The organism is Streptomyces sp. NPDC005794 (genome assembly GCF_042871445.1).
Taxonomy (GTDB): domain Bacteria; phylum Actinomycetota; class Actinomycetes; order Streptomycetales; family Streptomycetaceae; genus Streptomyces.
Genome location: NZ_JBIAIN010000002.1, coordinates 434,724 through 447,599, shown reverse-complemented (window position 1 = coordinate 447,599; position 12,876 = coordinate 434,724). Strand labels below are relative to the sequence as shown.

Annotated in this window: 8 protein-coding genes; 6 read left to right on the top strand and 2 right to left on the bottom strand. The window is 71.2% G+C overall.

Going from position 1 to position 12,876, the window contains the following annotated elements; all coding sequences use genetic code 11:
• Positions 1-67 precede the first annotated feature (67 nt).
• The 4 genes from ACFYQ5_RS04380 (at position 68) to ACFYQ5_RS04365 (ending at position 7,222) form a co-directional block, all read left to right on the top strand.
• Positions 68-874 (top strand): HlyD family efflux transporter periplasmic adaptor subunit, encoded by an 807-nt coding sequence (locus ACFYQ5_RS04380; RefSeq protein WP_389192912.1) that lies wholly within the window; start codon positions 68-70, stop codon positions 872-874.
• Positions 871-3,144 carry an NHLP family bacteriocin export ABC transporter peptidase/permease/ATPase subunit gene (locus tag ACFYQ5_RS04375; RefSeq protein WP_389192909.1) on the top strand — a complete coding sequence of 758 codons (2,274 nt, stop codon included), beginning with the start codon at positions 871-873 and terminating at the stop codon, positions 3,142-3,144. The genes ACFYQ5_RS04380 and ACFYQ5_RS04375 overlap by 4 nt, the downstream gene beginning before the upstream one ends.
• Before the next feature lies 1 nt (position 3,145).
• Complete coding sequence (locus ACFYQ5_RS04370) at positions 3,146-6,004, top strand: NHLP bacteriocin export ABC transporter permease/ATPase subunit (RefSeq protein ID WP_389192907.1); 2,859 nt, start codon at positions 3,146-3,148, stop codon at positions 6,002-6,004.
• A gap of 207 nt (positions 6,005-6,211) precedes the next feature.
• Positions 6,212-7,222, top strand: coding sequence for an ArsR family transcriptional regulator (locus ACFYQ5_RS04365; protein WP_389193114.1), 1,011 nt, complete (start codon positions 6,212-6,214; stop codon positions 7,220-7,222).
• A 22-nt stretch (positions 7,223-7,244) separates the two neighbouring features.
• Here ACFYQ5_RS04365 and tkt read toward each other — a convergent pair whose 3' ends face one another.
• Both tkt and ACFYQ5_RS04355 read right to left on the bottom strand, forming a co-directional pair.
• A complete protein-coding gene (gene tkt / locus ACFYQ5_RS04360; protein ID WP_389192905.1) occupies positions 7,245-9,425 on the bottom strand; it encodes a transketolase in 2,181 nt (726 codons plus the stop codon).
• 241 nt (positions 9,426-9,666) lie between these two features.
• The gene (locus ACFYQ5_RS04355) at positions 9,667-11,331 is read right to left on the bottom strand and encodes an IclR family transcriptional regulator C-terminal domain-containing protein (RefSeq protein ID WP_389192899.1); all 1,665 of its coding nucleotides are present in this window, start codon (positions 11,329-11,331) and stop codon (positions 9,667-9,669) included.
• 127 nt (positions 11,332-11,458) lie between these two features.
• On the opposite strand from ACFYQ5_RS04355, the gene ACFYQ5_RS04350 reads away from it, so the two are divergent.
• Positions 11,459-12,229: a CoA transferase subunit A gene (locus ACFYQ5_RS04350; protein WP_389192896.1), complete on the top strand. Its 771-nt coding sequence runs from the start codon at positions 11,459-11,461 to the stop codon at positions 12,227-12,229.
• Complete coding sequence (locus ACFYQ5_RS04345) at positions 12,229-12,876, top strand: CoA transferase subunit B (protein WP_389192893.1); 648 nt, start codon at positions 12,229-12,231, stop codon at positions 12,874-12,876. Before ACFYQ5_RS04350 ends, ACFYQ5_RS04345 begins: the two co-directional genes overlap by 1 nt.

Genomic DNA, 12,876 nt, shown 5'->3' with positions numbered 1-12,876 from the left:
ACCGAGCCCCGGAACTGATCGGTTCCGGGGCTCGATGCCGATCGCTGACAGGTGAGGGAAAAGTTCAGTGCAGTTCCGCCAGCAGGCGCTGTCCAAGCTGCAGTCGCCCGAGCAGCTCGATCTTCCGGTGCGCTTCGCCCGCCCGCAGGGCCTGCTCGTCCTCTGCGTCACCGTCGTCGTGATGGCCGCCGCCTGCTTCTGGGCCGTGACCGGCTCCGTCGCCAGCACGCTCGACGCACCGGGCATCCTCACGCACTCCCGCGGCAGTTACATCCTGCAGAGCCCGGTCGCCGGGCAGATCACCGAGGTGCTCGCCGACGAGGGCGAGACCCTGCCCCGGAACTCTCCCCTGCTCAAGGTCCGTACGGAGCAGGGTGAACGCGTCGTCCGTACGATCGACGCGGGGCGGCTCACCTCGATGACGGCCACGATCGGCGCGGTGGTCACCACCGGCGCGGACGTGGCGAGCGTCGAGCGCATCGACGGCGCCGACGATCCGCTGGTCGTCCTGCTGTACGTGTCCGGGAGCAGCGCCGCGTCCGTCCCGGTGGGCGCGTCCGTCGACCTCACCGTCCAGTCGGTGCCCGCCCAGCAGTACGGGGTACTGCGCGGCAAGGTGGCGGCGGCCGGCAGGACGGCGCAGACACAGCAGCAGATCACCCGCTTCCTCGGCGACGCCCAGCTCGGCGAACAGTTCTCCAGGCACGGCAGGCCGTTGGCGGTCCTGGTGGAGATCGAACGCTCGGACTCCACGAAGTCCGGCTATCGGTGGTCCTCGGCCGACGGCCCCCCTTACGCGATCGGCTCCATGACCCTGGCCACCGGCTCCGTCCGTCTCGCCGACCAGCGCCCGATCGATTGGCTGCTCCCGTGACCGCACCACCCCCCTCCCCCGCCGCCCAGCAACTGCCGCCTCCCGGGCGCGGCAGACACCGCCCGGAAGGAGCCCCGGGAAACAGGCGCCGGCCGCGTACCGCCCCGAAGCCCGGACGGGCCAGGGCCGTGCACACCCCCACCGTGCTCCAGATGGAGGCCTTGGAGTGCGGTGCGGCCTCACTGGCGATGGTGCTCGCCCACTACGGCCGCCATGTGCCGCTGGAGGAACTTCGGATCGCCTGCGGTGTCTCACGTGACGGCTCACGGGCCAGCAATGTGCTCAAGGCCGCCCGTAGTTACGGTCTCCAGGCCAAGGGCATGCAGATGGAGCCCGCGGCGCTCGCTGAGGTCCGGGCGCCCGCGATCCTGTTCTGGGAGTTCAACCACTACGTCGTGTACGACGGCGTGGGGCGCCGGCTGGGCCGGCGGGGCGTGCACATCAACGACCCCGACAAGGGGCGCCGGTTCGTGCCCACGGAGGACTTCGACACCAGCTTCACCGGGGTCGTCCTCGTCCTGGAACCCGGCGAGGACTTCCGGCGCGGCGGCCGGAAGCCCGGGGTCATGGCCGCGCTGCCCGCCCGACTGCGCGGCACGAAGGGCACGATGCTGGTCGCGCTGCTGGCCAGCCTGCTGCTGGTGGCCGTCGGGGCGACCCTCCCGGCCCTGAGCCGTACCTATATCGACATGTTCATGATTGGCGAACAGACCTCGCTGCTGGGCGTGCTGTTCGCGGCGATGGGCAGCATGGTCGCCCTCACCGTCGTACTGACATGGCTGCAGCAGGCGAACCTGCTGCGCGGGCGCATCATCTCGTCCACGCTCGGCAGCGCGCGCTTCTTCCGGCATCTGCTCCGGCTGCCGGTCACCTTCTTCTCGCAGCGCAGCCCGGCCGACCTGGTCCAGCGGCTCCAGTCGAACGACGCCGTGGCCGAGACGCTCGCCCGGGATCTCACCGCGGCCGGCGTGGACGGCATCGTCGTCCTCCTCTACGCGTTCCTGCTGTGGACCTACGATCCGCAGCTGACCGTCATCGGGGTGGGTATCGCGCTGCTCAACGTGGTCGCGATGCGCATCGTCGTACGGATGCGGGCCGTCGGTACGCAGAAACTGCGCGCCGACAGCGCACGGCTGACGAACACCTCGTACACCGGTCTCCAGCTGATCGAGACGATGAAGGCCACGGGCGGCGAGAACGGGTACTTCCGCCGGTGGGCCGGGCAGCACGCCGCGACGCTGGAGGAACAGCAGCGCCTCGGGGTGCCGAGCGCCTGGCTGGGCATCGTCGCTCCCGCACTCGCGACGCTCAACAGCGCGCTGATCCTGTGGATCGGCGGGCTGCGAGCCGTCGAGGGCCACATCTCGATCGGCCTGCTCGTCGCCTTCCAGGCGCTGGTGACCCGCTTCACCGCGCCGCTCACCCGGCTCAACGGGGTGGCGGGCCGGGTCCAGGACTTCGCGGCCGATGTGGCCCGTCTCAAGGACGTCGAGAACTTCCCGGTCGACCCGCTGTACTCCCGCCCCGAGCCGGCCGCGAGCACCCGCCGTCTCAAGGGCCATGTGACGCTGGAGGACATCACCTTCGGCTACAGCCCGCTCGACAAGCCGCTGCTCAGCGGTTTCTCCCTGGCTGTGGGGCCGGGGCAGCAGGTGGCACTCGTCGGCGGTTCGGGAAGCGGCAAGTCGACGGTCTCGCGGCTCATCTCGGGGCTCTACAGCCCGTGGGAGGGCACGATCCGCATCGACGGGCAGCGTCTGGAGGACATCCCCCGGGGGGCGCTGGCCGCGTCCGTGTCCTTCGTCGACCAGGACGTCTTCCTCTTCGAGGGGACGGTCCGGGACAACGTGGCGCTGTGGGACCCCTCGGTCCCGGACGAGGCCGTGACCGAAGCGCTGCGGGACGCCGCCCTGTACGACGTGGTGGCCCGACGCCCCCGTGGCATCCATAGCCGGGTGGAGCAGGACGGCCGCAACTTCTCCGGCGGGCAGCGTCAGCGCCTGGAGATCGCCCGGGCGCTCGTGCGCCGCCCCAGCATCCTGGTCCTGGACGAGGTCACCAGCGCGCTGGACGCCGAGACGGAGCGCGTCATCATCGACAACCTGCGGCGTCGAGGCTGCGCCTGTGTCGTGATCGCGCACCGGCTGAGCACCGTGCGGGACAGCGACGAGATCGTGGTCCTGGACCACGGGACCGTCGTGGAGCGCGGCCGGCACGAGCATCTGGTGGCCGCCGGGGGCCCGTACGCCGATCTGGTCAGGGAGCACTGACGTGGCATCCGTACATCCTCTCGCGGGCACGGAGGCCCCCGGGCAGGACCCGGTCATCGGCGCACTGGGCGCGCTCGGCGAGCCGGTCGACTGCACCGGGCTGCGGAGCCTGTCGTTGGAGGGGCCCCAGGTGCTGTGGCTCGTCGTGGGCGGCGCCCTCGACCTGTTCGCCGTGGACGTGGTGGAGCAGGGCCACTGGCACTTCCTGGGCCGTCTCGAACCGGGAACGCTGGTGCTGGGTCCGGTCGAGGGCCCGCAGCACACCCTGGTCGGCCGCCCCCTCCAGGAGTGCGTGCTGCGCCGGATCCCCCTACGTGAGCTGTACCGGCCGGAGTACGCCGGGCAGGGGGCCTACGAGGGGCAGTACCGCAGTCATTACGACACCGGGGACGCCACCCTGAGTCTGCTGGAGCACGCCTTCTCGCTCGGCGTGGGCCGCAGCCAGCGTGTGCTGTTCGAGGCCCCGCTGGACGGGCGGACCACCCTCGACGAAACGGTGGGCGACGACGACATCCTGTGGCTGCCGGTGTCGCCCGGCAGCGTGCAGTACGGCGCCGCGTTCAGCGCCGAGGCCGTGGGTGACCTGCTCGTCGATCCGGCGATGTGGCAGGGGATGGTCAACCAGCAGTACCGCCTGCTGTCGGCGCTGGACCGCTGGATCGAACAGCTCGAGCGCGCGCACGAGGACCGGACCGCGGCCGGGATGAAGGCGGGCGAGGCCGTCCGCAAGGAGGCCGACCATGCACTGCTGACGTCGATCGGCCGGTCCGGGCGAGGTGCGTCGCCTGCGACAGGGGCCTCGGACGACGCGGTGTACGCGGCCTGCCGTCTGGTGGCCGGGGACTCCGGGATCGTCCTCGCGGAGTCCGCGACGGGCGGAGCGGTGAGCGACCGGATCGACCCGGTCGAGCGGGTCGCGGTCGCCTCGCGCATCCGTACCCGGGCGGTGCGGCTCACCGGGCGCTGGTGGCGGGAGAACTCCGGGCCGCTGGTGGGCCACCGGGCCGCGTCCGGGGCGCCGGTCGCCCTGCTCTGGCGCCGTGGCCGCTACGAGGCGGTCAACCCGCTGACCGGGCGGCGCAGCCGGGTCGACAGCGCGTCGGCCGAGGACTTCGAGGAGCGGGCCGTGATGTTCTACCGGCCGCTGCCCGAGCGGCCGTTGGGCAAACGGCAGCTGCTGCGCTTCGGCCTGTTCGGCACCCGGGGCGACCTGCGGAGACTGATGCTGGCGGGTCTGGTGACGGTCGCGCTGGGTTCGCTGGTCCCGATCGCGACGGGCAAGGTGCTCGGCGTGTACGTACCGAATGCCCAGACCGGTCTCATCGTGCAGGTCTCGCTGTCCGTGATCATCGCCGGTGTCGTCTCCGCGGCCTTCATGCTGCTGCAGAACCTCACGATCCTGCGGATGGAGGGGCGGATCGAGAGCACACTGCAGCCCGCCGTCTGGGACCGGCTCCTTCGGCTGCCGACGAAGTTCTTCACCGAGCGCTCCACGGGGGAACTGGCGAGCGCGGCCATGGGAGTCAGCGCCATCCGCCGGGTGCTGTCCGGCACCGGCCCCGTCGTGGTGCAGGCGGGCACGCTCGGGGCGATGAACCTGGGCCTGCTGCTCTGGTTCAGCGTTCCGCTGGCGCTCGCGGCTGTCGGGATGCTGGTCGTCATCGCCGGGGTGTTCCTCACCATGGGCATGTGGGAGCTCCGCTGGCAGCGCCGGCTGGTCGAGCTGGGGAACAAACTCAACAACCAGGCGTTCCAGACGCTGCGAGGGCTGCCGAAGCTGCGGGTCGCGGCGGCGGAGAGCTTCGCGTACGGGGCATGGGCCGGGGAGTTCGCCCGCAGCCGTGAACTGCAGAAGCGGGCGGGCCGGATCAAGAACCTGACGACGGTCCTCAACGCGGTGTATCTGCCGCTGTGTTCACTCATCGTCTTCGTCCTGCTGGCGGGCCCGGCGCGCGGCTCCCTGACGGCCGCCGAGTTCCTGACCTTCAACACGTCCGTGACGATGCTGCTGACGGCCGTCACCCAGCTCACCGGCGCGTTCGTGTCGGCCGCCGCCGTGCTGCCGATGTTCGAGCAGATCAAGCCGGTGCTCGACGAGGCGCCCGAGGTGCGCGGCGCCAGCACGCAGCCGGGCGAGCTGTCCGGGGAGATCGAGGCCAGGAGTGTGTCCTTCCGCTACTCCGACGACGGGCCGCCGGTCCTGGACGACGTGTCGCTGACCGTACGGCCGGGCGAGTTCGTCGCGATCGTGGGACCTAGTGGCTGTGGTAAGTCGACGCTGCTGCGACTGCTCATCGGCTTCGACAAGCCGGCCGCGGGCAGCGTCCTCTACGACGGTCAGGACCTGACTGCGCTCGACCAGGCTGCGGTGCGCCGGCAGTGCGGGGTGGTCCTGCAGAACGCCCAGCCGCTGTCCGGCTCGATCCTGGACTGCATCTGCGGCGCCGAGGTCTTCACCCAGGAGGAGGCGTGGGAGGCCGCCGCGATGGCGGGCCTGGCCGAGGACATCAAGCGCATGCCGATGGGGCTGCACACGATGATCTCCGGCGGCGGCTCGATCTCCGGAGGGCAGCGCCAGCGGCTGATGATCGCCCAGGCGCTCGTACGGCGTCCCCGCATCCTGTTCTTCGACGAGGCGACCAGTGCGCTGGACAACGAGACCCAGCGCACGGTGATCGAGAGCACGCGGTCCCTGCGGGCCACCCGTGTCGTGATCGCGCACCGGCTGTCCACCGTGATGGACGCCGATCGCGTGATCGTCATGGCGGACGGCCGTGTGGTCCAGGAGGGGCCGCCCGCCGAGCTCCTGGCGGACACGACCGGGCAGCTCCATGAACTGGTGCGGCGTCAGATGAGTTAGGAGCACGCGGGAAGGGACCGCAGGCCGCGGCGTGCCGTTACCCCGTACACGCTCGCGCGGGCGCAGATGAACGTGTACCGATGTCCGTCAAACATCCGTTTATCGCATCTCGATGTCCGAGACCTACGATTATCCGGGTCGGACGTGCTGGACCAAGGCTGTTGCATGCCGGTGCAGGAGCCGAGCAAGAAAAAGGGGGACGCCGACATGCTCCGCATCCACTTCGGAGACACGGATCTGGCGAGGACGCGAATCGCCGCCGCGACTGATCCGGTCTGGGAGATCGCCGCGAGTCTGCACCGATTACAGTCACGGAAAGGGCGGTGGGCCTATGCCGAGTGGTACCGGGCGTCACGGCGACAGCTGCGGGAGAAAGGGCTGGAGCGTGTCCTGCGGAGCGTCCTGCTGCCCCTGTACCCGAGGGCCGCGTACTTCCCGGACTTCCTGACCCCCGCCGACGCGGTGGGCGACCTGGCCACGGGAATGGAGTCGATCGTGGCCACGCCGCCGCTCCGGATCCTGGAGGAGATGGCCGTCCTCGACCGGACCGTGGGAGCCCCCGCGTGGGCCGGGCAGCTGGCCCGGCTGGACGCCCGCAAGGAGTTCGTGGGGATGCTGCGCGCCTATTACGACGCGGTTGTCGCCCCGTACGAGGAACGGGCTCAGGCCCGGATCGAGGCGGAGCGGGCAGCACGCTGCCGTGGGTTCCTGGACGGCGGGGTCGAGGGCATGCTCTCCGGACTCGGACCCATGCTGCGCTGGCGTCCTCCCGTCCTGGAAGTCAGCTATCCCAAGCAGACCGCCGACCGGGACCTGCATCTGGGCGGCCGTGGACTCACCCTCGTCCCCTCGTACTTCAACTGGGGCGAACCTGTCACCTTCGCCGATCCTCAACTGCCGCCCGTGCTCTGGTACTCGCTGCTCCACGAACCGAGCCCGCTGGATGCCTCGTACGGCGCCGACGACAGCGCTGACAAGCCCTTGACCTCCCTCCTGGGGCGTGCTCGTGCGGTCGCTCTGCGCACCGCGTCCACCGGCTCCACGACCGCCGAGATCGCCCGTGCCGCCGGAGTCTCGGCGTCCTCGGCCAGCCGGCACGCCACCGCGCTGCGCGACGCGGGCCTCATCACCACCGTCCGCAACGGCCCGGCCGTACTGCACACCCTCACACCCGCGGGGGCCTCCTTGCTCCGGGCTGCCACACGGAAGTCCGGCTGACCACCCGGTTCACGGACCCGGCTCAGGGCCGTCGCCCGCCCGGCCTGGGGGGCTCCACCGCGTCGCGGATGCTGGCGCGGGCGGCCGCGGCGACGGCTTCGGCGGTGATGCCGAACTCCGCGTACAGCCGCGCGTAGTCGGCGGACGCTCCGTAGTGCTCCAGGCTGACGATCCGTCCGGCGTCACCGACCACCTCGCGCCAGCCCTGGCCGACGGCGGCCTCGACACTGACGCGGGCGCGCACGTCGGGCGGCAGCACCTCGTCCTGGTAGGTCAGCGGCTGCTCGGCGAACCATTCGCGGCAGGGCATCGAGACCACGCGTACGGCCAGCCCTTCGTCGATCAGCAGTGTGCGGGCGTCGAGCGCGATCTGGACCTCCGACCCCGTCGCGACCAGGATGACGTCGGGGGCGGTTCCGGAGGCCTCCACCAGGACGTAGGCTCCACGGGCCGCTCCCTCGGCGGAGGCGTGGACGCCGTCGGCGCGGTCGAGCACCGGAAGATTCTGCCGGGTCAGGACGAGACCGGCGGGGCGGTCGGTGTGCTCCAGGATCGTCCGCCAGCAGGTGGTGGTCTCGTTGGCGTCACCAGGGCGGACGACGTCGAGGCCCGGGATCGCGCGTAGCGCGGCCAGGTGTTCGACGGGCTGGTGGGTGGGGCCGTCCTCGCCCAGTCCGATCGAGTCGTGGGTCCACACGTAGGTGGCGGGGAGCTTCATCAGGGCGGCGAGGCGGACCGCGGGACGCATGTAGTCGCTGAACGTGAGGAACGTGCCGCCGTAGGGGCGCGTCAGGCTCTGCAGCGCGATGCCGTTGAGTACGGCGCCCATCGCGTGCTCACGGATGCCGAAGTGCAGGGTCCTGCCGTAGGGGCCACCCGTGAACTCGGTCGTCTGCCGGTCGGCGGGAACGAACGAGGGCTCGCCGTCCATGGTGGTGTTGTTACTTCCCGCCAGGTCGGCGGAGCCGCCCCACAGCTCGGGCAGGACCGGTGCGAGGGCGGTGAGCACGTTGCCGGACGCCTTTCGGGTGGCCATGCCCTTCGCGTCGGCCGGGAAGTCCGGGAGGGCGTCGGTCCAGCCCTCGGGCAGCTCCTGCTCCCGCAGCCGGTCCAGCAGGGCAGCCCGCTCCGGGGCGGCGGTCCGCCAGTCCTCGTAGGTCCGCAGCCAGCGTTTCCGGGCGTCCGCACCCCGCTCCCCCACGGCCCTGGCGTGGGCGAGGACCTCGTCCTCCATGGGGAAGTACGTCTCTGGGTCGAAGCCGAGGAGCCGCTTGACGTCGGCGACCTCGCCGTCCCCCAGGGCCGCTCCGTGGGCCTTGCCGGTGTTCCTCTTCGTCGGGGCGGGCCATCCGATGATCGTGCGCAGCGTGATCAGCGACGGCCGGGACCGCTCCGCCTTCGCCACCTCGATCGCGTCGAGCAGGGCGTCGACATCCTCGACGTAGTCGCCCGTGCGGGTCCAGTCCACGGTCTGCACGTGCCAGCCGTACGCGGCGAAGCGGGCCGGCACGTCCTCGCTGAACGAGATGTCGGTGTCGTCCTCGATGGAGATGTGGTTGGAGTCGTAGAAGGTGATGAGGTTGCCCAGCTGCTGATGGCCGGCCAGGGACGCGGCCTCGGACGCGACACCTTCCATCATGTCGCCGTCGGACGCCAGCACGTACACGTGGTGGTCGAACGGGCTGGTGCCCGGCGCGGCGTCCGGGTCGAGCAGACCCCGCTCGCGGCGTGCCGCCATCGCCATCCCGACGGAGGCTCCCATGCCCTGGCCGAGCGGACCTGTGGTGATCTCGATGCCTCGGGTGTGCCGGTACTCGGGGTGGCCCGGGGTCGCCGAGTCCCAGGTCCGCAGCGCCTTCAGGTCGTCCATCTCCAGGCCGTAGCCGGCCAGGTAGAGCTGGATGTACAGCGTGAGGCTGGTGTGGCCGCAGGAGAGGACGAAGCGGTCCCTGCCCAGCCATTGGTCGTCGGCGGGGTCGTGCCGCATGACCTGCTGGAACAGCAGGTAGGCGAGCGGTGCCAGGCTCATCGCCGTACCGGGATGGCCGTTGCCGGTCTTCTGGACGGCGTCCGCGGCGAGCACCCGTACGGTGTCCACTGCGCGCAGGTCCACATCGCTCCACCCCGCCCGCTCAGCCAGCGGCCGGGCGAGGCCGGGGTCCCGTGACGCGGTGCTGCCGGAAGAGGATCGTTCGGGCGCCATGGTGTCGTCTCCCTCGGATGTCGCTTCTCGGTCGGTACGACGGGCCGTCCGGTGCGGCCGGCCACCTTTCGCATCCTCTGTTTTCGCGCTGTCCTCCGCACCCGGAGCGGGACCGGCGGTGCGGTGGAGGGTCCCGCCGCCCGTTCGCCCATCCGCAGACGGCGCCCCCGCCGTCAGGCTCGGCGGGACCGAGAGCCGGACCGGCAGTTCCGCCGCCGCCCTCACTACGGACGAGCTCGGCTCACACCACCGCCACGCGGGTGAAGCGGGCCGCTGTGTGCAGTTCGGACTCGATGCTCTGGGCCGTGAGGCGGAGTTGGGGCAGCACCTGATCGAGGCACGCGTCGATCGTCCGGCTGCTGCTGTGCATGGCGACGTTGACGGCCGCGACCGCGGTTCCCTCCCGGTCCCGTACGGGTACGGCGATCGAGCGCAGGCCCGCTTCCAGCTCCTCGTCGACCAGGGCGTACCCCTCTGTTCCCACGCGTTCCAGCACGGCTTCGAGTTCGGCCCGGCGGGTGAGGGTGTGGGGGGCCAGGGGCCGCAGCTCCGCGTGGTCGAGGAGGGGCCCGAGTTCGGCGGCGGGCAGGTCGGCCAGCAGGACGCGGCCCAACGACGTGGCGTAGGCGGGGAAGCGGGTGCCGACAGTGATGTTGACGTTCATGATGCGATGGGTGGCCGCACGCGCCACGTACTGCACCGAGTCGTCCACGAGCACGGCGAGGGACGTCGAGTCATGGATCCGCCCTGCCAGTGCGGCGAGGTGCGGTTCGGCGATCCGAGGCAGGGTGATGCGGGAGAGCGGCGGGTATCCGAGTGCCAGGACGCGCGGGGTCAGCCGGTGGTCACGCCCGTCGACCGCCACGTAGCCGAGGTGTTCCAGGGTGATCAGCGCGCGGCGCGCGGAGGCACGGGACAGGCCGGTGGCGCGGGCGACGGCGCTGAGCGTCAGGGCGGCGCCCGTGTCACCGAAGGCGGTGATCACGGTCAGGCCCCTGGCGAGGGACTCGACGAACTCCCGGCCCAGTTCCTGCTTCGAGGCCGCCGTCCATGAGGCGAGGGGCCCCTGAGCGGGTGCGGAGCCGGTGGAGGGCGCGGCGCGCAGTCGGCCTTCCATGGCTTCGGCGGCGTCGCGCAGCCGCGCCAACAGGCGGTCGCGAAGCCCCCGCGCACTGTGCCGGCTGGTGTGGCTGACCACGCCGAGTACGCACGCGATACCTCCGGCGGGGTCCTGTACCGGCACGGCGAGGGCGAGGAGGCCGGGTTCGATCAGTTGGTCGTCCAGCGCCCACCCGTCGGCCCGAGCCGCGTCCACCCGTTCCGCGAAGGTGTCGTCCGCCGGGTGCGGACGCGGCGGCAGGGACGGGAAGCCGGCGCCCGGCGGGTCGGAAACCCGCCTCTCCCGCCAGGCCTGCCACTCCGCAGGCCCCCAGAGGGTGGCGAAGACCGCGCCCGGGGCGGTGCGTTCGGCGGGCAGCAGATCGCCGATGCGGAAGCTCAGGGACATCGCGCGGCGCCGGGTGGCCTGGTGCACGAAGCGGATGTCCCCGCTGTCGGGCACCGCGAGCGACACGGACTCGTCGAGCTCGTCCGCGAGGGCGTCCACCAGGTCTCCGAGGAGCCCGGGGAGCCGGATCGAGGACAGATAGGCGTTGCCCAGCTCCATCAGGCGCGGCGCGAGGGTGACGGTCCGGCCGTCGAGGCGGACGTATCCCGTCCGGGCGAGGGTGAGCGTGACCCGGTCGACCGTGGAGCGGGCGAGTCCGGTGGCGCGTTCCAGGTCACTGAGGCTGAGGGAGCCGTCCGCGTCGGTCAGCCGGCGCAGCACGGCGATCCCGCGCATGAGCGGTGCGACGGCCTCCGTGGGCGTCTCCGCGCCGGGCCCGGCGGTGCTGGTCGGTGGCATCTGTTTCTCCAGTCGGGCGTGTGCACCAGGTGTCAGGGCCGTTGACAGAGCTCTGATCCGGGCGGCAGACTCTTCCATCACAGTGAAGGAAACTTCACCATGCGAACACTAGCGGATGGGCGGTTCCATGGACAAGGTGGTCACGTCAGCGGCGTCGGCCGTCGCCGACGTGCCGGACGGCGCCTCGGTGGCAGTGGGTGGCTTCGGCCTCAGCGGTGTGCCGAACGTGTTGATCGACGCCCTGTACGCGAACGGCGTCAGCGGGCTCGGTGTCGTATCCAACAACTGCGGAGCGATGGACACCGGTCTCGCCGTACTGCTGTCCGCCGGCCGGATCAGCCGGGTGACCGGCTCGTACATCGGCGGGAACAAGGAGTTCGCCCGGCAGTACCTCGGGGGTGAACTGGAGCTCGAACTGATCCCGCAGGGGACCCTGGCCGAGCGGCTCCGCGCCGGCGGGGCCGGCATCCCGGCGTTCTACACCCCCGCCGGGGTGGGAACGCAGGTCGCCGACGGCGGGCTCCCCTGGCGCTACGACGGCGGGGGCGGGGTGGCGGTGGCCTCCCCGGCCAAGGAAGTACGCGACTTCGACGGCACCGAGTACGTCCTGGAGCACAGCATCCGCACCGACTTCGCCCTCGTCAGGGCGGCGAAGGGCGACCGGCACGGCAACCTGGTCTTCAACAGGTCCGCACGCAACTTCAATCCGCTCGCCGCCATGGCCGGCCGCATCACCGTCGCGGAGGTCGAGGAACTGGTCGAGCCCGGTGAGATCGACCCGGACCATGTGCACCTGCCGGGCATCTTCGTGCAGCGGGTGGTCGCACTGACCGCCGAGCAGGCCGTGGACAAGAAGGTCGAGAAGCGGACGATCACCGAACGGGAGGCACAGGACTGATGGCCTGGAACCGGAACGAGATGGCCGCCAGGGCGGCCGCGGAGCTGCACGACGGCGAGTACGTCAACCTCGGCATCGGACTGCCGACGCTGATCCCGAACCACCTGCCGCAGGGCGTGCACGTCGTCCTGGAGTCCGAGAACGGCATCCTGGGCACCGGCGCCTTCCCGTACGACGAGGACGTCGATCCCGATCTGATCAACGCGGGCAAGGAGACGGTGACCGTCCGCCCGGGCGCCTCGTTCTTCGACTCGGCGCTCTCCTTCGGCATGATCCGCGGCGGTCACATCGACGCCGCCGTGCTCGGGGCGATGCAGGTCTCGGCCCGGGGTGACCTCGCCAACTGGGCCGTGCCGGGGAAGATGGTGACCGGCATCGGCGGAGCCATGGACCTGGTGCACGGTGCCCGCCGCGTCATCGTGACCATGACGCACACCGCCAAGGACGGCAGCCCGAAGATCGTCGAGGAGTGCAGCCTGCCGCTGACCGGCAAGGCGTGTGTCCACCGCGTCATCACCGATCTCGCCGTGCTCGACGTGACCGACGGCGGCCTGGTCCTCGTGGAGACCGCCCCCGGGGTGAGCGCCGCCGAGGTCCTGGAGAGGACGGCCGCTCCGGTCCGCAGGGCCGAGAGGGTCGCGTCATGA